Here is a 23277-nt window from a genome sequence, read left to right as displayed (position 1 = left end):
AGCCGTCATCTGACAGGACAAAAGCCCGGAGGACCCTGTTCGTCGCGCCGCGCGTCGGACGGAAGGGTCTCGTCGTGTCTCCACTCGCCTTCGTCCTGGTCTTCGGCGCCGCCATAGCCCACGCGGCGTGGAACATCATCGCGCACGGCATCAGCCGGGCCGGAGCGCCGTTCCTGTGGTGGGGATCGGTCGGCAGCACCGTCGTGTGGATCGGCGCGGTGCCGTTCACCGGCGGTCTCGGGGCCGACGACCTGGGATCGTTCGCCCTCGGCGTCGCCGTCTCGTCGGTGCTGCACGTCGGTTACATGGCGGTGCTCCAGCGCGGGTACCGGGAGGGCAACCTCTCCACCGTCTACGCGACGGCGCGGGGCACGGGCCCCTTCCTCTCGGTGATCGTGGCCGTGCTGCTGCTCGGCGAGCGTCCTTCGGCGGTCGCGCTCGTGGGCGTCGCCGCCGTGATCGTCGGCGTCGTCGCCATCGGACTCGTCGACCGGGGGAGAGGGGCGGGTTCTCGGCGGCTCGATCCCGGCATCGTCTTCGGGCTCCTCACCGGTGTCGCGATAGCCGTCTACACGATCTGGGACGCGCACGCGGTACGCACCTGGGGCCTCTCGCCGGTCGCGTTCATGGTCGGAACCACGCTGCTGCAGGTGCCGTTCTACTCGATCGCGGTGCGTCGGCGCTGGGGTGCGGTATGGGCGCTCGGGCGCACGCAATGGCGCCGCATCCTGGCCTTCGGCATCCTGTCGCCGCTGTCGTACATCCTGGTGCTGACCGCGATCCAGATCGCACCGGTCGCGCTGGTGGCCCCCCTGCGCGAGGTCAGCGTGGTGCTGGTGAGCCTGTTCGGGGTGTTCGTGCTGCGGGAGTCGCGTCCCGCCTGGCGGATCGCGGCGTCGCTCGTCGTCGTCGCGGGGATCGTCCTGCTCGCGTGGTGATCAGCGGAAGCTGACGAGACCAGCGTGCGCGGCCGTCACGAGGATCTGCACGCGGTCGCGCAGGTGCCACTTGGACATCATGCGGCCGAGATGCGCCTTCACCGTACCCTCGGAGACGATCAGCGCCTTGGCGATCTCTGCGTTCGACATGCCCTGGGCGAGGCAGTGGAGCACCTCGACCTCGCGCTCGGTGAGCGGCTCGAGGGCGTCGGCGTCGGCCGCCACGGGCGTAGATTCGCGGACGTGCTTGATCAGCATCGAGGCGATCCGGGGAGAGAGGGAGCTGGCGCCGCTGTGCACTTCGCGGACGCCCGTGACGATGTCGTCGGCGCTGGAGTCCTTGAGCAGGTAGCCGGAGGCGCCGGCGCTGAGCATCGGAAGCACCGTGTCGCTGCCGTCGAGCGTCGTCACCGCGAGGACGCGGACGTGAGGCCAGCGCTCGGCGATCACGCCGGTGGCCTCGATGCCGTCCATCTCGGGCATCTGCACGTCCATCATCACCACATCGGGCTGCTCGCGTTCCACCGTGGCGATCGCCTCGAGGCCGTCCTCCGCCTGCGCGATCACGGTGATCTCCGGGTCACGCGACACGAAGTGCGACAGCGCCGAACGGACCAGTGGATCATCGTCGACGATCACGACACGGATTTCCTGCATAGGGGGAAGCCTAACGGCGGGAGCGCTTCGATGACGTCATGTAGACCTTTGGCCAAAAACCTCTAGACGTGAGACAGATGTGCGCCGCGTTGTTCGCCGAGAAGATGAATACAGACATCGACGAACGACTACATAATGGAGGTGAACGTAATGACTTTCTGGCAGCAGGTTGGCAAGTTTTTTGGTCTCGTCCGCTAGCGTACCTGGCGAATAGGAGATAGTGAACCATGGCCTTCGACCAGTCCACCCGACGATCTGCGGATTCGTTCCGGTTGGGTCGGGGCGAGAAGCTCAGCGCGATCGAGCGGATCGTCGTCCTGGTCATCGTCTCCATCACCATCGCCACGGACGTCATAGGTTTTTTCACCACGCCGGGTGTGAACCCGGTCGCACTTTTGGTGAGCGTCGCATGTACCGCAGCGTTCGCCCTCTATCTCTGGAATCCACTCATCGCGACATGCGCCCTCGGCGTCGTGTTCGCGACATCATTCCTCGTGGGAACCGAGTCCCAGGTTCTGACCGCAGCCGCTGTCGCGGCCGGGCTGGTCATGAGGCTGGGATGGACCTCCCTGATCCTGTCGTACACCGGTGCGTTCCTCATCGCTGCAGCACTCGTCGCCAACGGCGATGCCGACACCGATGTGAACGTCGGTCTGTTCCTCATCTTCGCCACGGTGGCCGGAGCTGTCGGGTTCGCCCTGCGGCTCGCCTTCGCTCGGGGCAGTCGCCTCGAGCGCGAACTCGAGGAGCGCGCGGAACAAGAACGTCAAGCAGTGCTCGCCGAGCGACGATGGATCGCCGGTGAGCTGCACGACAGCATTGCGCACCACCTCACGGTGGTGGCGCTGCACGTGCAGATGCTCGAAGACCCCGAGACCAGCACCGATTCGCAGGAAGCGATCCGTGTCGCCGCTCGCAAGGCGATGACCGATCTTCGCTTCGTGATCGAATTGGCGGACGACGGTCCGCAGTCGTCCAGTGTGCAGACGGGCGACCTCGCAGCGGCGATCGACGAGGCGCAGAGCGAGTTCGAATCCGCGGGTCACTCCGTGGCCCGCGACGGAGACCCCCGCGACGAGCGCATCCCGCGTGCCGTCGAGATCGTCCTCGCGCGCATCGTGCGCGAGTCCGCCACGAACATCCTCAAATACGCAGGACCCGGTGAGGTGCAGATCGACCTCGCCGTGGACGACGACGTCGCCCACCTCACGCTGCGCAGCCCGCTCCCGACGACGCCGCGCCGCGAGCTCTCCTCCAGTCGCACCGGCCTGGGAAGGATGGCGGAGCGCGTCATGGGCGCGAGCGGCGAGTTCAGCGCCGGCGAAGTCGAGGGATTCTGGGTCGTGTCGGCCCGACTTCCGGTCGTCTGATGCTCTAGAGTGTGTGAGCACGCCTTCCACGATCCGCGAGAACCTAGACGAAAGTCTAGAGAAGTCTCGACGTTCGACCCTGTGGAACGCGTTGCAGCCTCCCGTAATCTGAAGGCTCCCCAGATAAAGCGTCCCCAGCGCTGCGATCGCGGGCGCGGTCTTTCTGGCTTCTGAAACACCTTGCGCGCTCGCGATCGCCTTCTGCGTTAACGGCCGATTCTCCGGCCTCCCGACCGGTGCTCATGCACGTCCTGCTAGGCGCCGACGGCACGCATGAAATGGCCGTCGGTGGAGATCCCCGACGCGGCGACCGTGAAGCGCACGACCTCGCTCAGGTAGCGGTCCTCCGAGGCCTCGAAGATCCGCCCCTCCGCATCGCGCGACGTGCGTGTGAGGCGCAGGATGGGCGTGCCACGGGGCACGCGCAGCAGTGCCGCATCCTGGTCGTCGGCGGCCACCGCATCGATGACGTGCTGCAGCGTGACGATCGGGTGTCCGACCGAGCCCAGGTACTCCGTGATCGAGACCTCGTCGAGGTTCACCTCGAACAATCGTCGTCCCGCGACCTCCGTGTAGTGGAGGCGCTCCAGCATGGTCGGCCGGCCGTCGAGCAGACGCAGCCTGACCACGCTCACGATGGTGTCGCTCGCGTCGACGCCGAGTGCTGCTCCCAGATCGCCGGCGCGCCGCAGGCTCAGCTCCTGCGTCTGCGCCCCCGGGGTGACGCCCAGCTCCCGAGCCCAGCGCGTGAACGGCACCGACACGTCGACGGCCTGATTAGCCTTGCGGGCGACCACGCGCGCCGGCCGCCCGCGGCTCGTCTCGATCAGACCTTCGCCGCGCAGAGCGGCCAGGGCGTTGCGGATCGGACCGCGAGATGTGCGCCACTTCTCGGCGAGGTCCGCCTCGGTCGGGACGTCGTCGCCTGGGCGCAGGGTGCCCGCCGCGATCTGCGCGCGAAGGTCGTCGGCGATCTGGGTGTACACAGCTTCGGCCACATAGGTACATTACTTCGCCATCTCGGTGAGCGCGATCACGTTCGAGGAGTGTTCATCCAGGCGAATGCTCGGTAAACGAGCCCTGAACTCTTCCGAGTTAGGTACATATCTCGGCGTGGCACCTGAGAGAGTCTTCCGTGGATCACCCCTCACACCCTGAAAGGTCCTCATGAAGCTTCGCGCTCTTCCCGCCCTCGCCGGCGTCGCGCTCCTCGCCCTCGGCCTCGCCGCCTGTTCCGGCTCGGCCGACGCAGCCGGCACACCCGGTGCCGACGAGTCGTCCTCCGCCAGCGGATTCGCGGTCGACGAGAACACGCTCGTCTTCGGCGTCGTGCCCGACTCGGTCGACACCGAGACGAACTACCAGCCGCTCATGGACTACATCGCCGAGATCACCGGCAAGACGGTCGAGTACCACGAGTCGACCGACTACGCCGCACTCATCGAGGCCGCGGTCGCCGGCAAGGTCGACGTCGCGTCCTTCTCCGGATTCACCTACGTCACCGCCACCAACAACGGCGCCAAGCTCACCCCGATCTCCTCGATCGTGACCGAGGAGGGCCAGGAGCCGGGCTACTTCTCGCAGGCGATCGTCCCGGTCGGCAGCGACATCACGAGCATCGACGACTTCAAGGGCAAGAAGGTCTGCTTCGTGGACCCGTCGTCGACCTCGGGCTACCTGTTCCCGTCGTACAACCTGCTCAAGGCCGGCATCGACCCCAAGAACGACATCACTCCGGTGTTCGCAGGCAAGCACGATGTCAGCGTCACCAAGGTCGGCGAGGGCGTGGAGTGCGAGGCGGGCTTCGCCGAGGACTCCGAGGTCGAGAAGTCGGACAAGGTGAAGGTCGTCGACGAGACGATGGTGCCCGGTGCGCCGCTGGTCTACTCCTCCACGCTCCCGGACGACGTCTCGAAGAAGCTCATCGACGGCCTCGCCGAGATCACGATCGACGACATCATCGCCGCGGGCATCGACGGTGCCGACACCGACGCCTTCCGCAGCGTGTTCTACGCCACGAAGCCGGTCGACGACGCGTACTACGACCTGATCCGCGACATCTGCAAGGAGACCGAAGCGGAGCAGTGCAAGGCCTGAGCCCGGCCTGACCGCTTCCCCTCACCCGGCGCCCTCCGTCCCTTCCGTCGCGCACGGACGGGGACGGAGGGCACCACCGCACGACTCACGACACCACAGGAGCTACGACATGACCGCCTCGGCATCCGACGCCCTCATCCGCCTCGACGGCGTGACGAAGACCTTCGGGACGACCACCGCACTGAAGGATGCCTCGCTCGAGGTGTCCCGCGGCGAGATCGTCGTGCTCCTCGGCCTCTCCGGCTCGGGGAAGTCGACCCTGCTGCGCCACCTCGACGGTCTCGAGACCCCCACCGCGGGCTCGGTCGAGGTGCTGGGCTCCCAGGTGCCGGCGCTGAAGGGCAGGGCGCTGCGCGACCTCCGCAGCCGCGTGGGCTTCATCTTCCAGCAGTTCGAGCTGGTGCCCTCGCTCACCGTGCTCGAGAACGTGCTCACCGGATCGCTGTCCGGCGTGCGCGGGCCGCGCCTCGGCCTCTGGGGATACTCGCGTGCCGCCAAGCTCACCGCACTCGAGCACCTCGACCGCGTCGGTCTGCTCGACCGCGCCTACCAGCGCAGCGACACCCTCTCGGGTGGACAGCAGCAGCGCGTGGCCATCGCCAGGGCCCTGATGCAGAAGCCCGACATCCTGCTCGCCGACGAGCCGGTCGCCTCGCTCGACCCGGAGTCGAGCGAGCAGGTCATGGCGCTGATCCGGGAGATCGCCGCCGACGAGGGACTCACCGTCGTCTGCAGCCTGCACCAGGTCGACCTCGCGATCGCGTGGGCCGACCGCATCGTCGGTCTGCGTCACGGCGAAGTGGTGCTGGACACCCCGACCGACGATCTCACCAAGGCCGAGGTCATGGAGATCTACGGCCGCGTCGCCACCACGACCGCCGAGATCCGTGCCGTGGCCGAAGAGCTGGTCGAGGCGGCTGCGCAGGTGGCCGCATCATGACGGCCCTCGATTCCGCGACGGATGCCGCCACACGCGGCGGAGGCCCCGTGGCTCAGGGCGGCGGGCGCAGCGTCGCCGAGCGTGCCCCGAGGCGTCCGATCTCGCCGGAGCGGATCGCGGCATCCCTCACCCTGGTCGCCCTCGTGGTGCTCGGCATCCTCGCCGTCCGCGATGTCGACATCTCCCTCCCGGCGATGGTGCAGAGCTGGGGCAATGCCGAGAACTTCATGGCGCGCGTCGGCGGTCTCACCTTCCCCGCCCCTGGCGACCTCGCCTGGCTGATCGCCCTCACCGTGGGACTCGTGCTCGTGGGCACGCTGCTCGCCGCCGTGCTGTCGGTGCCGATCGCCTACCTCGCCGCCGCCAACACCACGCCGGGGAACGGATGGCGCGCAGCCGCGCGGTTCATCGGCGTGCTCACCCGTGCGCTTCCCGACGTGGTGCTCGCGATGGCGTTCGTGCTGATGTTCTCGCTCGGCACCCTTCCCGGGATCCTCGCCATCGGCATCCACTCGATCGGCATGATCTCGAAGATGTTCGCCGATGCGATCGAGCAGATCGATGAAGGCCCCCGCCTCGCCATCCGTGCGGCGGGCGGCTCGAAGATGCAGGAGTTCACGTCGGGCATCCTGCCGCAGGTGCTGCCCAGCTGGGTGGCCACCGTGCTGCACCGCAACGACATCAACCTGCGCGGCAGCGTGGTTCTCGGCTACGTCGGCGTCGCCGGTCTGGGCCTGGAGATGTCGTATGCGTTCAAGTCGCTCAACTACGGCAAGGGCCTCGGCATCGCCCTCGTGATCTTCATCCTGTGCGTCGCGATGGAGATCGTCTCGAGCATGGTCCGCGGCGCGATGCTCGGCGAGCAGAAGCACACCCGATCGTGGATCGACAGGATCCTGCATCCGCGTCTCGGCGCGAACGCCGCATCGGCACCCGACGCTCGCCCCGCCTGGGCGGCCAGCCCGGAGACCGCGGTGCGGCGGCCCTGGACCGCGCAGCGCGTGCGCCACACGATCGCCGGCGTCGTCGCGGTGCTCGTGGTGATCGGCAGCGTCGTGGTCAGCCAGATCAACTGGATGGACCTCATCACGTTCTGGGCCAAGCTGCCAGAGGTGGCGGCGAAGTTCTGGCCGCCGTCGTTCGGCAACTACGACGCGAGCGCGATGTTTCAGGCGATGCGCGAGACCGTCGCGATCGCCCTCGCGGCCACCGTGCTCACCCTGCTCCCGTCGTTGCTGCTGGGTTCGCTCGCGGCACGCAACGTCGCCCCGAGCTCCGGTGCCCGTGGCACGGCACGTCTGCTGCTCGTCGGCATCCGGGGCATCCCGGAGCTGATCCTCGCGATCGTGCTCGTGGTCATCACCGGACTCGGCGCGCAGGCCGGCGTCATCGCTCTCGCCATCGGCGGCATCGGACTGCTCGGCAAGCTCATCGCCGACTCCTTCGAAGAAGTGGACCGCGGACCGGAACGCGCACTTCGCGCGGTGGGCGCGACGCGTCTGCAGACCTATACCTCGGCGACAGTGCCGCAGGGCATGCAGGCGCTCATCGGCCACAGCTTCTACATGCTCGACACGAACATCCGCGCGGCGACGATCCTCGGGATCGTCGGCGGCGGCGGCGTCGGCTATTACCTGCTCAACGCCAGCCAGGGCTCTCGCTACGAGACCGTGACGGCGATCGTGCTGATGATCCTCGCCACTGTGCTGGTGGTCGAAGGGCTCGCGATGTGGATGCGGAAGGTGTTCCGATGAATCGTCCTCTCGACACGGCCGACGTGGTCGTCGTCGGCTCCGGGATCGTCGGTCTGGGTGCGGCGTACGCGGCGGTCCGGCGCGGTCTGCGCGTGATCGTGGTCGACCGCACCGACGCACCGGTCGGCGCCACGATCCGCAACTTCGGGCATCTCTGCATCGGGGCTCAGGGCGGGGAGGCCCGGCGGTACGCCGACATCTCGCGCGACCTGTGGCTGCGCCTCTCCCACGATGCGGGCTTCTGGCTGCGCGAGTCGGGCACGCTGGTCGCCGCCCGGCACGACGATGAGCTCGCCGTGCTGGAGGCCGCCTCCCGCGAGGGCGGGATCCGGATGCTGGATTCCACGGAGCTCCTGCGTCTCGCCCCGCTCCGTGCCGAGGGACTCATCGGCGGCGCGCACATCGAGACCGACCTGCAGACGGATCCGCGCACCGCGGCGGATGCCATCGTGCGTCACCTGGCTCGTCTGGGTGTCGAGTTCCGCTTCCGTACCGCCGTCACCGCGGTCGGAGACGGACGTGTCGAGACCACCCGCGGTCCGATCGCCTGCGGGAGCGTCGTCGTCGCCGTGAACCACGACATCGATCAGCTGCTCCCCGAGGTCGCCGAACGGCACGGGGTGGTCCGCTGCGCCCTGGACATGATGCGGGCGGCCGTGTCGTTCCGGCATCCGCTGGCGGCGCCGCTGCTCACCGGCTGGTCGCTCGTCCGCTACGGTCGGTTCTCCGACGGACCCGAGGCCGCCGTGCTGCGGGAGCGCCTGCACATCGAGCGGCCCGACCTCGCCGCGATCGACCTCAACCAGATGTACACGCAGCTCCCCGACGGCACGCTCATCATCGGCGACTCGCACGCGACGGCCGTGGCCCCTGTGCCGTTCCAGCCCGAGGCCGCCTTCACCGCCTTCCTCAGCGAGGCGGAAACGCTGTTCGATGCGCCGGCGCCCCGCGTGATCGAGCGGTGGCAGGGCGTATACGCGAAGGGGCGGCAGGAGTTCCTGATCGACCGGACCGACGACGGTGTGCTGGTGCTCGCCGCCACGACCGGCATCGGGATGACCACAGGGCTGGGGCTCGCCGAAGAGAATCTCACCGCCGCCTTCGGGTGGGCGGCAGCAATGGAAGGAACATCATGACCACTCCTCTCGAACTCGTCGTCCTCGACATGGCGGGAACCACGGTGCTCGACGACGGCGTCGTGGAACAGGCGTTCCAGCGCGCCGCCGAGCGTACGGGCGTCGCGGACCGGATGCCGTGGGACGAGGCGCTCGACTACGTGCGTGTGACGATGGGGCAGTCGAAGATCGATGTCTTCACGCACCTCTCCGGTGGCGACGCCGAGTCGGCCGCACGGGCGACCGCCGCGTTCGAGGGCGCGTACGCCGAGATCGTCTCCGAGCAGGGAGTCTCCGAGGTGCCTGGCGCCGCCGACGCGATCCAGGGGCTGAAGGATGCCGGGTTGACGGTCGTGCTCACCACCGGCTTCGCCCCGGTGACCCGCGACGCCCTGATCGACGGTCTGGGGTGGGGCGATCTCGTCGACCTCGTCCTGTCGCCGATCGATGCCGGACGCGGGCGTCCCGCCCCGGACCTGGTGCTCACCGCGCTGCTGCGCACGCAGACCGCCTCTGTCCAGGCCGTCGCTGTCGCCGGCGACACCGTCAGCGACGTCGAGTCGGGCCGCCGAGCCGGTGCCGGATTCGTCGCGGGCGTGCTGACCGGTGCACACGATCGTCCGGCGCTGAGCGCCGCAGGGGCGGATGCCGTGCTGAGTGATGTGACCGCCTTGCGCGGTGTGCTCGTCCAGCGCGAACTGCTCCCGCTCGTCGCCACCTCCTGAGAGGCCCGACATGGGAACGCTGCTGATCCGTCCTCCCGGACACCGGAGAGACGTCGCTCTGCGCCCGGCGGCGACCGCGATGGTCTGGATCGGCGAGGGCCATCCGCACGAGACGATCGCCGTGCCCGGGGTCGCGCTCGCCGACGGCGATGTGCTCGTGGCGGTCGAGATGTCGACGATCTGCGGCTCGGATGTGCACACCGTGCAGGGCCGTCGATCCGCGCCGACGCCGCTCGTGCTCGGACACGAGAGCGTCGGGCGGGTGATCGCGACCGGCGACGCCGGAGCGCTCACCGTCGACGGCACTCCGCTGCGGATCGGCGACCGGGTGGTCTGGTCGGTCACGGTGTCGTGTGCGCGCTGCGACCGCTGCCTGCAGGGCATGCCGCAGAAATGCCGCGACCTGGGGAAGTACGGGCATGACCGGGTCGGGGCGCACGGCGATCTCACCGGAGCCTTCGCGAGTCATGTGCAGCTGCGGGAGGGGACGGCCATCGTGCGGGTGCCGGAGGCGCTCCCCGCCTCGGTGCTCGCCCCCGCTTCGTGCGCCACGGCGACCGCCTGGGCGGCGGTGGCGAGGGCCGCCAAGGACCGCGACCTCGACGGGGCCGCCGTGCGGATTCACGGGGCCGGACTGGTCGGGCTGTCGGCTGCGGCCATCGCGGCCGAGCAGGGCGCGACCGTCGAGGTGCTCGACCCCAATCCGGATCGACGCGCGCTCGCCGCACGCTTCGGCGCAACGGGTCTCGCCCGTGAACCCGACGTGGTGATCGAGGCCTCGGGGCATGCCGTGGCCGAGGCACTCGCGGGCGTCGCGGTCGGGGGAACGGTCGTGCTCGTCGGGAGCGTGTTCCCCGCCGACCCGGTGCCGTTCGACGCCGAGAGCATCGTGCGACGGCTGGTCACGGTCGCCGGTGTCCACAACTACACCGGTGCCGAGCTGGCCGATGCCGTGGCCTTCCTCGCCGGACGGGGGCGGGCCTACCCGTTCGCGGATGCGGTCGGCGCGGTGCGCGGGCTGTTCGAGATCGACGCGGCTCTGGCGGCAGCCGCTAGCCCGTGCGCGCCCCTGCGGATCGGGCTCATCCCGGGGCAGTGACGCCCGTATCGCCGACGCTACTCGTCGGCGTCCTGACCGCGCAGGGGCCCGAGCGGGCGGAGCCCCTCGGAATGGAAGGCGAGCAGGCGGACGGCGGCGGCGACGGTCGCGGCCAGGACCTCTTCCGGGTCGCCGACCAGAGCGAGCCTCCGATGACCCGTATCGTCAGCGGTGGCCCAGCCCAGGTAGACGGTCCCCGCGGGGTGACCCCCCTGCGGCTCGGGGCCTCCGACGCCCGTGGTCGACACGGCGATGTCGGCGTCGAAGAGGTGCCGTGCCCCCGCGGCGAGCTGTTCTGCGCACGAGGAGGAGCAGGGATCGGTCCCCGGCGTCAGCCCGAGCACTCGCTCCTTGACGTCCGTCCGGTAGGCGACGACGCCGCCGGCGAACCAGTCCGAGGCCGCGTCGCCGGAGCCGATGGTGTGCGCGAGCAGGCCGGCCGTGAGCGACTCCGCCACCCCGACCCGCAACGGTCGCTCGGCGGCGAGTTCACTCAGTCGCGCGATGTGGCTGCGTATGCCGGGGTCGCCGCTCGTGCCGTCCGCCTCGGTGTCGTCCGCGTCGTCCGTCTCGGTGTCCGGATCGGCTGTGGGGTCGTCGTGCAGGGTCACCGTGAGATGCTCTCCACTGTCTTGCCGGTCGTCGCCGCGGAGAGCGAACGGGCGATGTCCGCCTGACTGACGATCCCGACCAGTCGCCGATCGGCGATCACCGGCAGGCGTCGCACCTGGTTCTCCTGCATCCGATCGAGGGCCACACGGATGTCGTCGTCGGCGTCGACCGTGACCGGCCTGCCCTTCGCGAGAGCGGACGCCGGCGTCGTCTCCGGGTCCATCCCGAGGGCGATCGCTCCGACGACGATGTCGCGGTCGGTGAGCATGCCCTTCAGCTTGCTGTCCTCGCCGCAGATCGGCAGGGCGCCGACATCCAGATCCGCCATGACGGACGCGGCGATGCGCAGCGAATCGTTCACCCCGATGCACCGCGGACTCGGCGTCATCAGATCGCGGGTGGTGGTCATCGCTCTTCGCTCTCGTCATAGTCGGGGCGAGGAGGTTGGAGCGGCTGGTCGGAGTATTCGCCGCCCGCGCGGCCTCCGTACGGGCGACCGTGATCGGCGAACTCATCCCGCGCGAACACGAGAGTCCACGGACCGGCCGTGAAGTGCGCTCCCGTGCGCAGTGTCTCGGAGTCCTCATCGACATGGGTCGCGTCCACACCCAGGCTCGCGTTCGTCTCGCCCTCGCCGTGCATGGTCAACACATACTCGTCGCGGTCGTCGTGCGTGATCGTGGCATGCACGGGGTCGGTGTCGGCGAGGCGCAGCTCGTTGCCGTCGGCCGAGCCGATGCGCACCACGTCGTCTTCCAGGGCGAATTCGGTGCGTTCGTCGTCCCGCGTGATGCGCAGCCGCGGGTTTCCCGCGCCCCACTGGGCGTGGGTGGTCGTCGGCGTGTAGCCCTCGTCGGGACGGTCGTCGATGTGTCGGTCGTTCATGGCATTGCCCTTCTCGAGTTCGAGTGACCCCGAGGCTAGGCTCCGGTCGATGTCTCGCCGAGGGGGTTGACTTCGGTGTATCGAGTCGGCATCGGGCACACCTGCCGGTGAGGGCGGCATCCGGCGGAGGAGTGCGCGACAATGGATCGAAGCCGTCGTCTCGGCCAGGCAGCGACCAAGGAGCACCACCAATGGGAAAGTTCGTCTACGAAGGCGGCGTGAAGACCGAGATCGAGGACCGCGCCCTCACCCACCTGCAACTCGTCATCACCGCGAAGCTGCGGCGCGGCGAGCCGTTCCCGTTCAGCTGGCGCGAAGATGCGAGCGTGGGCGGCGGGCGCACCACCGTGTGGATCCAGCCCGGGAGCTCGCTCGTCTTCAAGTACTTCGGCAGCCGTCAGCCTTCGATCAACCGCGCGTGGATCGAGGCGCTGGCGTTCACGGCGAACGCTCCGAGCGGTCTGTACCTGGTGCCAGAACCCGCCGAGGCCGGCGACGAGCCCGGTGCCGGAGAGGTTCCGGTCACGCCCCCGCTCTGACCTCCGGGGCTCTCCTCGAGCCCACGCACCTCATCGAGACCCACCGGCGCGGAGCATCCGTCGGTGGGTCTCGGCGTTGCGCCCCGGACATCGACGGCACCCCGGCGAACGGCGAGATCTGTCAACCCCCTGACGAAGGACGGGACGATCGGGGAGGGTTGCTCCGACGACGACACGTCCGACGAGACGAGGAGGATCGGCCATGACCGACGACACCACCGACCCACGGCACGCGCACCGCGAGGAGGGTTTCCCCGCACAGCACCAGGACCAGCCGGGACTGACCGAGGAGACCAGGCCCGAACCGGACCACGGTGAGCGGACCTACGTCGGCCACGGTCGCCTGGACGGACGCCGCGCCCTCATCACCGGCGGAGACTCGGGCATCGGGCGGGCCGTGGCGATCGCCTTCGCACGCGAGGGCGCGGACATCGCGATCGCGCACATGCCCGAGGAGCAGGACGACGCGGAGGACACCCTCGCCCTGGTCCGCGAGGCGGGACGCACCGGAGTGGGCTTCGCCGGTGACCTGCGGGACGAGGCGTTCGCGACCGAGATCGTGGCGGGGACGCGGAGTGCGCTCGGCGGACTCGATGTGCTCGTGCTCAATGCCGGCTACCAGCACGACATCGACGGCTTCGAGAACCTGGAGACGGAGCGGATGCGCCGGGTGTTCGACACCAACCTCGCGGGAATGCTGTTCTCGGCACGGGCGGCCTACCGTCAGCTCGAGCCTGGAGCGAGCATCATCGTGACCGCGTCCGTGCAGGCGTACAACCCTTCGCCGGGACTGATCGACTACGCCATGACGAAGGCGGCGCAGGTGGCGTTCGTGAAGGCGCTCGCGGAGGAGGCAGGGCCCAGGGGCATCCGGGTCAACGCCGTCGCGCCCGGGCCGATCTGGACGCCGCTGATCCCGGCGACCGGGTGGGACGCCGAGCGGCTGGCGACCTTCGGAGACGACACCCCGTTGGGTCGGGCGGGACAGCCGGCAGAACTGGCCGGGGCGTACGTGTACCTGGCATCGTCCGAGTCGTCGTACACCTCCGGATCGGTCATCGCGGTCACGGGCGGCAAGGCTCTCTGATCTGCGTCGAGGCGGCGGTCCGGCCGGGGGCCGCCGCCTAAGCTTGTCTGGTGCAGAAGCCCGCCGCGTCCAGTCCCCTCGTGGGGGTCGCGCTCGTCATCGGCTCCTGCCTCTCGCTCCCTTTCGGGGCCGCGGTCGCGGCCCAGCTCTTCCCCGTGCTCGGGCCGTGGGGCGTGACCTCGCTGCGCGTCGCGATCGCCGCGATCCTGCTCGTCGTCATCGTGCGCCCGCGACCGCGGAAGTGGACCCGCCCGCAGTGGCTCGCCGCGGTGCTCTTCGGTGTCTCACTCGCCGCGATGAACGGCTTCTTCTACGCCGCGATCGATCGCATCCCGCTGGGCCCCGCCGTCGCGATCGAGTTCCTCGGTCCGCTCGTGCTCGCCGCCGTGCTCACCCGCAAGCTCGCGGACTTCGCCTGGGTCGGGGTCGCCCTGCTCGGCATGGTCGTCCTGGGCATCGACGGCATGATCGGCGCCGAGCCGCTCGATCCGCTCGGGGTCGTGTTCATCCTCATCGCCGCCGGCTTCTGGGTGATGTACATCCGGATGAGCGCCCGTGTCGGCGCGCTGATCCCCGGGAGCAGCGGACTGGCGATGGGCCTCGTGGTCGCGGCCGTGCTCCTCATCCCGGTCGGTATCCCCGCCGCATCGACGGTCGCGATGGACCCGCAGCTCCTGCTGCTCGCGGCGATCACCGCGGTGCTGTCGTCGGTGATCCCCTACAGCTTCGAACTCGCGGCGTTGCGCCGTCTGCCGCAGCGGGTGTTCGGGGTGCTGCTGAGCCTCGAACCCGCGTTCGCGACCCTCGCCGGGTGGCTCATCCTCGGGCAGGACGCGACACCGCTGCGGATGCTCGCCGTCGGGCTCGTGATCGCCGCGAGCGTCGGCACCACGCTCGGCGTACGGAGGGACCGTCGCGACGGCGGCCCCTCCGGCCCCTTCACCGCGCCGATACCGCTGCCCGACTGACCGCGGGCGTCGGCAGCGGGAACCGCCGCCGCAGGATGACACGCTGCACGAGCGTCCACACCACGGTGACCGTGAGATACAGCGCGGCAGCGAGCGGGACGAACGCGGCGAAGACGGCGGTGAGGTAGTGCATCGCCGAGACGACGCGCAGCATGGCGGGGGAGTTCAGCGGAGAGTCGTCGCCCTCCACCGGTGCCGGACGGAAGACGCGACGGGTGATCTCGGCGACGACGATCATCACCGCCAGCAGCACGCCGAAGACGAGGAACGTGGCAGGGGTCGCCGTGCCACCGAAGAGCGCCGACACCAGGCTCGTGCCGAGCGGCGCGCCGAACAGGTCGTGTGCGAGCAGCTCGTTCGGGTGCCCCGCGATCTCCGGTCGGAGGAACAGCGTGTAGAGGATGCCGACGACCGGAGCCTGCGCCAGCACGGGAAGCATCCCGGCGAACGGCGACGTGTTCTCGGCCTTGTACAGCGCCAGCGTCTCCTTCTGCAGGCGCTCGGGGTTCTTCTTGTGGCGGCGCTGCAGCTCACGCAGCTTCGGGGCGAGGCGCGCCCTGGTCTGCTCGGCCTTGGCCTGGGAGATGCCGACGGGAATGAGCAGCGCCCGCACCAGCAGAGTGACGAGGACCACCGCGAGGGCGGCCGCAGAGGCACCGGCGAGGGGGGTGAGGAGGTCGGAGAGCCCGGTCAGGGCGCCGTAGGCGGCGTCGAGGAGGGCGGCGAGAGGGGGGAAGGCGAAGATGTCCATGCGGGTGTCCGTTCGTGGCGTCGGGAAGGGTCGGCGAAAGCCGCGTGGTCCCGTCGTGTGAACGGACTACGCGGCGGTCGCGACTCCCGGCGCCCGAGGGCGCGGATGCCCGGCGGCATCGGGATCGCTCTGCGTGAGGAGGGTGCCGATGTCGATCGCGCGCAACGGATGCGGGGTGTCGGCTGTGGCTCCGGGGCGCACGCTCAGCACGATGGCGAGCGTGAGGGCGGTCACGGCCAGCAGCGCGATCGCGAGGCCGAGGGCCGCCGCATCCGGCATTGAGACGAGACCGAGCGCGGTCGCGACGAAGCTCAGCATCTGCCCGAACCACTCGCTCATGTGCGCGCTCCTCCCTGCGACGAGGATATCACCGGGGCCCGGGCTTCACCTCGGCTTCGAATCGCGCGAATCGTCGCATCGGCGGCTCGAATGCAACCGTTCGCGATTCGAACGGGGACGGTGCTTCCGCCGCGGGCGTAACGTCGAAGCATGAGTGACCTGCGCGCCCTGCTCGGCATCGATCATCCGATCATCCTCGGCCCCTTCGGCGGGCTCTCCTCGACGGCGCTCACCGCGGCCGTGAGCGATGCGGGCGGACTGGGCTCGTTCGGCCTGTACGGATACGACGGCGACCGCATCCGCGCGACCGGGGCCGAGCTGCGCTCCCTGACCGATCGACCGTTCGCGGTGAACATCTGGCTGCCCAGAGGCGATGAGGTCGAACCGAACCCGCAGCACACGGTGTTCGCGCAGGCGCTTCAGCCCTTCTACGAAGCCGTGGGGGCCGAGGTTCCCGGCAGACCCGAGCGCTATACCCCCTCCCTCGATGAGCAGCTCGACGCCATCTGGGAGATCGACCCCGCGGTGCTGAGCGTGGTGTTCGGGGTGCCCTCCGACGCGCTGGTGGAGGAGGCCCGACGTCGCGGCATCCGGCTCGTGGGCACGGCGACCACCGTGGCGGAGGCGGTCGCGCTCGCCGCAGCAGGAGTGGATGCCGTGGTCGCCACCGGCGCTGAGGCCGCCGGCCATCGGGTGTCGTTCCTGCGCCCTGCCGAGGAGTCGCTCGTCGGGACGTTCGCCCTGATCCCGCAGGTCGTCGATGCGGTCGACGTGCCCGTGATCGCCGCGGGAGGCATCGCCGACCGGCGCGGTGCGGCCGCGGCGTTCGCTCTGGGCGCCACCGGTGTGCAGGTCGGTACGGCCTTCCTCGCGACGGCGGAGTCGGCGGCGAACCAGGCGCACCGTGACGCGATCCGCTCGACCGCCGCCGACGAGACCGTGCTCACGCGCGCGATGAGCGGACGCCTCGCCCGGGGTGCGCGCAACCGCGTGGTGCGGGCGATCGAGGCGAGCGGCACGATCGCGCCGTTCCCGATGCAGAACTGGCTCACCGGACGTTTTCGCACGGCGGCCGGCGAGCAGAACCTGGGCGCGTTGCAGTCGCTGTGGATGGGGCAGGCCGCGCCGCTCGTGCACCATGGCGTCGCCGCGGACGTGTTCGCCGAACTGCTCGCGGGGGTTCCGGGGGCTCCTTGACGCTCGCTGACGCTCGCTCTGCGGCGTTCCGGTCGCAGTTCCTGCCGCGCTGACGGCCTCGGAGCGACAGGAAGTGCGACCGGAACCCTCGCGAGCCAGACGCTGCTCTACGAGCCAGACGCTGCTCTAGAGGATGACGGTGGACTTGCCGTGCACGATCACGCGGTCCTCGGCGTGCCACTGCACGGCGCGGGCGAGCACCAGGCGCTCGACATCGGCACCGCGGCTCTGCAGCTCGGCCGCCGACTCGGAGTGGGTCACGCGCGTGACATCCTGCTCGATGATCGGTCCTTCGTCGAGATCGGCGGTCGCGTAGTGCGCGGTCGCGCCGATGAGCTTGACGCCGCGATCCTTGGCGCGCGCATACGGGTTCGCCCCGATGAACGCGGGCAGAAACGAGTGATGGATGTTGATCACCGGGGCTTCGAGACGGGTGATGAAGTCGTCGGTGAGGATCTGCATGTAGCGGGCGAGCACGACCAGGTCGACGTTGCCGCGCAGCAGTTCGAGCTGTCGCTCCTCCATCGCGGACTTGTCGCCGGAGGGGATGTGCACGAACGGCACCCCGAACGAGCGGACGGCCTCCGCCAGGTCGGGGTGGTTGGAGACGACCATCGTGATGTCGATGTCGAGCTGTCCCCGCTGGGTGCGCCAGAGCAGCTCCATCAGGCAGTGATCGTACTTCGAGACGAAGATCGCGACGCGCTTGCGACGGGCGACATCATGCAGCGACCACTCCATGCGGAAGCGCTCGGCGACGACCGCGATGTCGGCCTCCAGCGCGGGACGCGCGGCCGCCAGCCCGTCGAGGTGGATGACCGTGCGCTGGAAGAAGCGGCCCCCCTCGGAGTCGGTCGAGTGCTGATCGAGCGAGATGATGTTCGCCCCGTGCTGCGCGAGCACGCCGGCCACGGCGGCGACGATGCCGGGCTGGTCGTCGCAGGCGATGAGCAGGCGGGCGGTATCGGGCTGAGACATGGGGGCTCCTCGAGGGTGTGCATCGATTCTGCCGTGGATGCGCCGAGCGGGCGAATCGCGAAAGATCACCCGCAGCGCGTCACCCGCGAGGCGGCGGGCTCACCTACCCTGAGAGCATGGAAGCGAGCGACCTCGGTCTGGTGCTGATCCCCCTGCTGGCGGTCGCCGCGCCGTTGCTCGCGCGTGGTGTGCGACCCGTGGTGCGGGTGCCCATCGTCGTGTTCGAGCTCGTGCTCGGCATCCTCGTCGGCCCGGCCGTGCTCGGCTGGGTCGAGCCGGGACCGCTGCTCGAGAAGCTCAGCGACTTCGGCCTGGCACTGCTGTTCTTCGTCGCCGGAACCGAGATCGACTTCAAGATGGTCGCAGGCAAGCCGCTGGCGCGCGCATCGCTCGGGTGGCTGCTCAGCGTCCTGCTGGGCATCGGGCTGGGGTTCTTCTTCGCGCCGGGGGAGGGCATGGTGGTGATCGGCATCGCGCTGAGCTCGACTGCGTTGGGCACGCTGATGCCCATCCTGCGCGATGCCCGCGAGCTCGACACCCCCTTCGGCCGTGCGATCAGCGCGATCGGCGCGGTCGGCGAGTTCCTGCCGCTCATCGCGATCTCGATCTTCCTGAGCACGCGGACGACGCCGATCGCCACCGTGATCCTCTTGACCTTCGTCGTGCTCGCCGGTCTCGCCGTGCTTCTCGCCAATCGTGTGCCGCATGGACGGCTGCACCGTATCGTGCGCGCCACGCTGCACACCTCCGACCAATTCGGCGTACGCTTCGTGATCCTCCTCATCGCCGCGCTCGTCGGCCTCAGCGTCATGCTCGACCTCGACATGCTGCTCGGCGCCTTCGTGGCAGGTGCGATCTGGCGCATCATCATGGCGCGCGCCCCGAAGAAGGACGCGGAAGAGGTCGAGAGCAAGATCGAGGCGATCGCCTTCGGTTTCCTCGTGCCGATCTTCTTCCTCTACACCGGCGTCACCTTCGACCTGCAGGCGCTGCTCACTTCGTCGTCCGCGCTCGCACTGGTGCCGATCTTCCTGGTCGCCCTGTTGGTGATCCGTGGATCGGCGGCGCAGCTCTCTGTTCCGCACGGTGCGAGCGTGCGCGATCGGGCGGCCCTCGGACTCCTCGCCGCGACCGGCCTGCCGATCATCGTCGCGGTGACGGCCATCGGTGTCGACCAGAAGATGCTCGACACCGGCACGGCCGCGGCGCTGGTCGGGGCCGGCATGCTGTCGGTGCTGCTGTATCCGCTCATCGGCATGACGCTCCGCGGCGATCGCGCCGAGGTCGTCGGGCCGACGCACGCCGCCGAATCCACGCAGGGAGAACTGTGACCACCGCATCCGCCCTCCTGACCCAGGCCGCGAAGGACCTGAAGGACGCTCCGAAGGAGGGCCTCGGCGAGCAGCGCGACTCCCGGTGGCGCGGGCGTCGCATCGTGCGGGTCGGCGCGGCCTGGCACCTGGGCGTGCTGCTGCTGACCGATACGCATGCGCTGGCCACGAATGAAGTGTTGCGCGCCGCCGACCCCGGCCGCCGCGGCTACACGGCCGAGTCGGCGAGGGAGCGCGCCGAGCGCCGTGCCGAGGCCCTGCGCGGCGGCTTCGACGAGGGCGACGTGGTGCACGTGGGGTGGAGCGTGATCGACGTCGATGCGGTGGATGCCGGCGGTTCCTCGGGGCCGCTCGCCCTCATCGATGCGGTGCCCTCCGTGCGGTGGAGCACCGCCGGTGGATTCATGCCGCTGGAGGCATACCTGCGCGAGCGCGTGGCGCTGCTGCGCGACTCCGCGTCGAGCTGACGCCGGCGAAGCGACTCCGGCGGACCGACTCAGGCGAAGGTCTCGGCGAAGCGGCGCAGGAGTGCTGCGCCCTCGGTGACGGATGCGGCGAGCACCTGCTGCTGAACCGCGTCGAACTCGTCGGGGTCGAAGTAGCCGGTGGTGCGGTAGAAGGTCATCCGGTCGGCGAAGTCGCGAGGGGTGGGCTCGGGGTGGAACTGCGCCGCATACAGGTGCGTGCCCACGCGGTAGGCCTGTACAGGGCAGACCTCGTTCGTCGCCAGCAGCACCGCACCGGGAGGCACGTTCGCCGCGCTCTCCTTGTGCGCGGTGAACACGGTGAGGGCGGAGCCGCTCGGACCGAAAACCGGGTCGAGCGCACCCTCGGGGGTCGTCTCGATCACGGTGGCGCTCGCGGGCTCGGGGGTGTCGGTCACGACGTCGCCACCGAGCATGCGGGTGACGACTCCGATGCTGAAACAGGTGAAGAACACCGCGATCTCCGCCGCCATCGCCGCATCGGCGAGAGTCCGCAGATCGGCTTCGACGCGCAGCTGCTCCGGGGCCTTCACGGCGTCGGAGACGTTGAAGGGCGAGCCGCCGACCACGACGCCGCGGTAGCCGCGCAGGCGCTCGATGTGCAACGGCGTCTGCAGCAGGTCGAGCCGGTCGACCACGTCCACGCCCAGCGCCCGCCGGAACGAAGCGTGCTCGGCATCCGCCGCCCCGATCTCGGGACGCACGCAGATGTAGAGAAGCGAGGCCATCAGGAGATTCTAACGAGCGTGCGGCGGTCGGCCGTCGCGGTCGTCAGCGCGAGGAGTTCGCCGTGCGGCCGCGGACGATGCCCACGAACGTCTCGACATCGGGCGTGGTGCGCTCGCGGGGCCAGACCAGGGCCACGGTCGAGGTCGGTCCGTCCGTGAGGATGCGGTGGTCGGCGTCCTTGCGGTGGTGCTTGCGGGCGAGCGACATCGGGACGATCACGATGCCGACTCCGGATGCTGCGGTCGCGATCGCGTCATCGGTGGGGAGCGCCGCGAACGTCGCCGGGAGTGCGCCCGGGAGATCGAGGGGACCGAGCACATCGTCGGTCAGCGCGATCACGATCTCGCCCTCCAGGTCTGCCGCCGTGAGGTCATCGGCCGCCATCAGATGCGAGTCCGCTGCGGCGACCACGACGGGGAGCTCGTCGTAGAGCGGGATGATGTGCAACGACTCGTCCAGGAGGGGCAGGCGCACCAGGGCGGCATCGAGATCGTCCAGCGCTGCCCGCGAGGACGCCGCCTCGATCTCCACGAGTTCGAGCGGAACGTGCGGCATCCGCTGCTTCCACGCATCGACCCACTTGCCCGGCGTCGCGCCGGGCACCGCGCCCAGACGGAAGGTGCGCGGTGCCTCGGGTTCGGGCTGCGGAGAGTCGAAGACCACCTTGGTGGTCTTCTTCTTCGGCTTCTGCGGGGGGAAGCGCTCGGCAGGAGCGGCCTTGTTCCGGCGAACCGGTGTGCCGCGGCTTGCGCCCTTCGCGGGCCGTCTTCCCTGATTCGCCATGGGGACCAGGCTACTCGGCGAGCGGCCCCGACACCTCCGGCGACGCAGCGGGGGTCGCGGCCGCGAGCTTGCGCTGCGCCCGGCGGATGAGTCCCGTGGCGCCGCCGACGAGCAGCAGCACGCCCGCGGTCAGCAGCAGGATCGTGATGATCGTGGGCGGGGTCAGAGTCAGGAGCGCGTCCGCGACCGCTTCGCGTCGGGCTTCGTCGGCGAGCGCCCAGAGGGCACCTCCCGCGATGGCGGCGAACAGGAGCCCCCAGATGATGGCGGCCCAGCGGGTGCGGGGCGGGGTGGTCGTCTCGGTGATCGTCGGCGTGCTCATCACTGGTCTTCCTTCGCGGGCTCGATGACGATGACGGCGATCTCGCCGCTGGTCTGATGGATGGTGACCGGCTGGACCGTGGTCGTCGAGGCGTTCTCCGCGGCGATCTTCACCGACACGGATGAGCGTCCGTCGCGTTCCTCGACGGGCCAGACGCCGCTGTCGACGATCCCGCCTCTCTCCTCGTCCTGCCGCGTCCAGGAGACAGTGGCCGTATCGACGGTGGCGCGCAGATCGAGCTCCACTCCCGGCTGCACGTAGATGAAGGTGTTCCCGGAACCCTTGTCCACGACGATCGACCGGGGGCCGTCGTCGTGCGGGTTCAGCGTGACGTACACATCTCCGAAGGGCTGGCGCACATGAGCGGGCGCGTTGTTGCCGATCGAGGCATAGCCGAGTGTGACGCCGGGGAAGGCCGAGAATGCACCGGCCACCAGTCCGCCCACCAGCGTGAGCACTGTCGCGAAGGCCAGGAAGCCGCTCCGCCGACGGAACGCCCCGGCGACGATCATCCCGAGGGCGAGGATGAGGGCGGCGGCGAGCAGGCCCAGTGCCCCGCCGAGGGCTTCCCCACCGGCGACGAGACCGACGGCGGCACCCGTGATGATGGCGAGGCCGATCATGGTCGCGGCGAAGGCGAAGCCCGCTCGCGGGTTCGATGCGCGGCGGATGCGGCGGCGCTCGGCCGCCTCCGCGGCGAACACGGCGGCCTCAGCCTGTCGCTCGCGGCGCAGCTGGTCACGGGCGGCCCGTTCGACATCCTGCTGCTGGCGGCGCCATGCCTGATCCTGCTCCTTCCAGGCGGCGTGCTGAGCGCGCCAGGCCTCGAGCGCGAGAGGGTCCTGGGATCCGGGCGGCAGCGGGGCCGGCGGCGCCGGCGGGGTCAGCCCGAGCCCGGCATCCGGTGCGGCGGGCTGCGTCACGGTGTCGGCAGCGGGGAGCGCCTGCGTGGAGAGAGTGGCGTCCGCCTCCTCGGCGGTACCCGAACCGTCGAGGGGAGCGGACGCGGCCGGGGCCGTCTGATCTGCAGACGCCATCGGCAGATCGGACGCGGAAGCACCCGGGGTGCGGCTGGCAGCACGCACGATCAGGAAGAGCAGACCGGCGACGAGCACCAGCCCGAGGATCCAGCTGATGAGGGACAGAGCGGACCAGCCGTCGTATCCGAGCCCGAACAGGCGGCCGGCGAGGGGCGCGGTCGGGAACAGGCCGATGACGGCCATCGCCAGGATGCCCCACTGCACGGGCTGGTAATCGCGGCGCAGGAGGTCGCGCACGTGCACACGTCCGTCGATGTCGGGCAGCAGTGCCCAGGCGGCGGCGTAGAGGAAGATCGTCGGCAGTCCGAACAGGGCCGCGACCACGAGCACACCCCGCACGATCAGCGGGTCGATGCGGAGGCGGGCGGCGATGCCGGCGGCGACACCGCCGAGCCAGCCCTCGGAACGGGCGACGCCGAGACCGGCGACCCAGAGCAGGAAGCGATCGGCACCGCGCGGGATGTCGGTGCCCGGAGCGCCGACGGCCGGAGCGGCGGGGTCGGCGGGGGGTGGGGGCGCAGTCGGAATCGTCATGC

The 23277-nt window shown here is 69.9% G+C and carries 26 protein-coding genes; 14 read left to right on the top strand and 12 right to left on the bottom strand.

The features are described 5' to 3' along the window. The first annotated feature begins 74 nt into the window (after positions 1-74). Positions 75-938 carry an EamA family transporter gene (locus L687_RS38710; RefSeq protein WP_021201216.1) on the top strand — a complete coding sequence of 288 codons (864 nt, stop codon included), beginning with the start codon at positions 75-77 and terminating at the stop codon, positions 936-938. Here the strand turns inward: L687_RS38710 and L687_RS38705 are convergent, their stop codons facing one another. Further along, on the bottom strand, positions 939-1595 hold the full coding sequence (locus L687_RS38705; RefSeq protein WP_021201215.1) for a response regulator: 657 nt from the start codon (positions 1593-1595) through the stop codon (positions 939-941). A gap of 227 nt (positions 1596-1822) precedes the next feature. Here L687_RS38705 and L687_RS38700 point away from each other — a divergent pair, with 227 nt between their 5' ends. Further along, a complete protein-coding gene (locus L687_RS38700; protein WP_021201214.1) occupies positions 1823-2965 on the top strand; it encodes a sensor histidine kinase in 1143 nt (380 codons plus the stop codon). A 254-nt stretch (positions 2966-3219) separates the two neighbouring features. On the opposite strand, the gene L687_RS38695 is transcribed toward L687_RS38700, so the two are convergent. Continuing rightward, positions 3220-3963, bottom strand: coding sequence for a GntR family transcriptional regulator (locus L687_RS38695; RefSeq protein ID WP_029259976.1), 744 nt, complete (start codon positions 3961-3963; stop codon positions 3220-3222). Between the two features lie 169 nt (positions 3964-4132). On the opposite strand from L687_RS38695, the gene L687_RS38690 reads away from it, so the two are divergent. From L687_RS38690 to L687_RS38665, 6 genes are all read left to right on the top strand, one after another. Then, entirely contained in the window at positions 4133-5062 is a 930-nt protein-coding gene (locus tag L687_RS38690; RefSeq protein ID WP_021201212.1) for a phosphate/phosphite/phosphonate ABC transporter substrate-binding protein, read from the top strand. A 109-nt stretch (positions 5063-5171) separates the two neighbouring features. Next, positions 5172-6002: a phosphonate ABC transporter ATP-binding protein gene (phnC, locus tag L687_RS38685; RefSeq protein WP_021201211.1), complete on the top strand. Its 831-nt coding sequence runs from the start codon at positions 5172-5174 to the stop codon at positions 6000-6002. Continuing rightward, positions 5999-7756 carry a phosphonate ABC transporter, permease protein PhnE gene (gene phnE / locus L687_RS38680; RefSeq protein WP_021201210.1) on the top strand — a complete coding sequence of 586 codons (1758 nt, stop codon included), beginning with the start codon at positions 5999-6001 and terminating at the stop codon, positions 7754-7756. The genes phnC and phnE overlap by 4 nt, the downstream gene beginning before the upstream one ends. Next, a complete protein-coding gene (locus L687_RS38675) occupies positions 7753-8892 on the top strand; it encodes a TIGR03364 family FAD-dependent oxidoreductase (protein WP_021201209.1) in 1140 nt (379 codons plus the stop codon). The genes phnE and L687_RS38675 overlap by 4 nt, the downstream gene beginning before the upstream one ends. Beyond that, entirely contained in the window at positions 8889-9596 is a 708-nt protein-coding gene (locus L687_RS38670; protein WP_021201208.1) for a phosphonatase-like hydrolase, read from the top strand. Before L687_RS38675 ends, L687_RS38670 begins: the two co-directional genes overlap by 4 nt. A gap of 10 nt (positions 9597-9606) precedes the next feature. Continuing rightward, on the top strand, positions 9607-10695 hold the full coding sequence (locus L687_RS38665; protein WP_021201207.1) for an alcohol dehydrogenase catalytic domain-containing protein: 1089 nt from the start codon (positions 9607-9609) through the stop codon (positions 10693-10695). A 17-nt stretch (positions 10696-10712) separates the two neighbouring features. Here L687_RS38665 and L687_RS38660 read toward each other — a convergent pair whose 3' ends face one another. From L687_RS38660 to L687_RS38650, 3 genes are read right to left on the bottom strand one after another with little or no spacing between them, the layout of a single operon-like run. Continuing rightward, a complete protein-coding gene (locus L687_RS38660; protein ID WP_021201206.1) occupies positions 10713-11306 on the bottom strand; it encodes a CinA family protein in 594 nt (197 codons plus the stop codon). Then, on the bottom strand, positions 11303-11716 hold the full coding sequence (locus tag L687_RS38655) for a CBS domain-containing protein (RefSeq protein ID WP_021201205.1): 414 nt from the start codon (positions 11714-11716) through the stop codon (positions 11303-11305). Before L687_RS38655 ends, L687_RS38660 begins: the two co-directional genes overlap by 4 nt. Next, the gene (locus L687_RS38650) at positions 11713-12192 is read right to left on the bottom strand and encodes a hypothetical protein (protein ID WP_021201204.1); all 480 of its coding nucleotides are present in this window, start codon (positions 12190-12192) and stop codon (positions 11713-11715) included. Before L687_RS38650 ends, L687_RS38655 begins: the two co-directional genes overlap by 4 nt. 191 nt (positions 12193-12383) lie before the next feature. Here L687_RS38650 and L687_RS38645 point away from each other — a divergent pair, with 191 nt between their 5' ends. The 3 genes from L687_RS38645 to L687_RS38635 all read left to right on the top strand — a co-directional run bounded on the left by L687_RS38645 (position 12384) and on the right by L687_RS38635 (position 14786). Beyond that, on the top strand, positions 12384-12731 hold the full coding sequence (locus L687_RS38645) for a DUF7882 family protein (protein WP_021201203.1): 348 nt from the start codon (positions 12384-12386) through the stop codon (positions 12729-12731). Positions 12732-12933: 202 nt separating this feature from the next. Further along, entirely contained in the window at positions 12934-13818 is an 885-nt protein-coding gene (locus L687_RS38640; protein ID WP_021201202.1) for an SDR family oxidoreductase, read from the top strand. A gap of 50 nt (positions 13819-13868) precedes the next feature. Next, entirely contained in the window at positions 13869-14786 is a 918-nt protein-coding gene (locus tag L687_RS38635) for an EamA family transporter (protein ID WP_029259985.1), read from the top strand. Here the strand turns inward: L687_RS38635 and L687_RS38630 are convergent. Together L687_RS38630 and L687_RS38625 are read right to left on the bottom strand one after the other, a co-directional pair. Next, on the bottom strand, positions 14758-15537 hold the full coding sequence (locus L687_RS38630; RefSeq protein WP_021201200.1) for a YidC/Oxa1 family membrane protein insertase: 780 nt from the start codon (positions 15535-15537) through the stop codon (positions 14758-14760). The genes L687_RS38635 and L687_RS38630 overlap by 29 nt on opposite strands. A 66-nt stretch (positions 15538-15603) precedes the next feature. Beyond that, positions 15604-15876: a DUF6412 domain-containing protein gene (locus L687_RS38625; RefSeq protein WP_021201199.1), complete on the bottom strand. Its 273-nt coding sequence runs from the start codon at positions 15874-15876 to the stop codon at positions 15604-15606. Between the two features lie 150 nt (positions 15877-16026). On the opposite strand from L687_RS38625, the gene L687_RS38620 reads away from it, so the two are divergent. After that, entirely contained in the window at positions 16027-17073 is a 1047-nt protein-coding gene (locus L687_RS38620) for an NAD(P)H-dependent flavin oxidoreductase (protein ID WP_021201198.1), read from the top strand. Between the two features lie 126 nt (positions 17074-17199). On the opposite strand, the gene purU is transcribed toward L687_RS38620, so the two are convergent. Beyond that, complete coding sequence (purU, locus tag L687_RS38615) at positions 17200-18051, bottom strand: formyltetrahydrofolate deformylase (RefSeq protein ID WP_021201197.1); 852 nt, start codon at positions 18049-18051, stop codon at positions 17200-17202. A 116-nt stretch (positions 18052-18167) separates the two neighbouring features. On the opposite strand from purU, the gene L687_RS38610 reads away from it, so the two are divergent. Next, on the top strand, positions 18168-19382 hold the full coding sequence (locus L687_RS38610; protein WP_021201196.1) for a cation:proton antiporter: 1215 nt from the start codon (positions 18168-18170) through the stop codon (positions 19380-19382). Then, entirely contained in the window at positions 19379-19849 is a 471-nt protein-coding gene (locus L687_RS38605) for a hypothetical protein (RefSeq protein ID WP_021201195.1), read from the top strand. Before L687_RS38610 ends, L687_RS38605 begins: the two co-directional genes overlap by 4 nt. A gap of 29 nt (positions 19850-19878) precedes the next feature. Here L687_RS38605 and L687_RS38600 read toward each other — a convergent pair whose 3' ends face one another. The 4 genes from L687_RS38600 to L687_RS0122050 are packed head-to-tail and all read right to left on the bottom strand — an operon-like array spanning position 19879 to position 23275. Then, positions 19879-20595: a glutamine amidotransferase-related protein gene (locus L687_RS38600; RefSeq protein WP_021201194.1), complete on the bottom strand. Its 717-nt coding sequence runs from the start codon at positions 20593-20595 to the stop codon at positions 19879-19881. A gap of 43 nt (positions 20596-20638) precedes the next feature. Continuing rightward, a complete protein-coding gene (locus L687_RS38595) occupies positions 20639-21379 on the bottom strand; it encodes a LysR family transcriptional regulator substrate-binding protein (RefSeq protein WP_021201193.1) in 741 nt (246 codons plus the stop codon). A 10-nt stretch (positions 21380-21389) separates the two neighbouring features. Continuing rightward, on the bottom strand, positions 21390-21701 hold the full coding sequence (locus tag L687_RS38590) for a hypothetical protein (protein WP_021201192.1): 312 nt from the start codon (positions 21699-21701) through the stop codon (positions 21390-21392). Further along, positions 21701-23275, bottom strand: a complete 1575-nt coding sequence (locus L687_RS0122050) for a PspC domain-containing protein (protein ID WP_031208012.1) — start codon at positions 23273-23275, stop codon at positions 21701-21703. Before L687_RS0122050 ends, L687_RS38590 begins: the two co-directional genes overlap by 1 nt. Between the last annotated feature and the right edge of the window lie 2 nt (positions 23276-23277).

The organism is Microbacterium maritypicum MF109, assembly GCF_000455825.1.
Lineage (GTDB): Bacteria > Actinomycetota > Actinomycetes > Actinomycetales > Microbacteriaceae > Microbacterium > Microbacterium maritypicum_A.
This window is presented reverse-complemented; position numbering and strand designations above follow the sequence as displayed.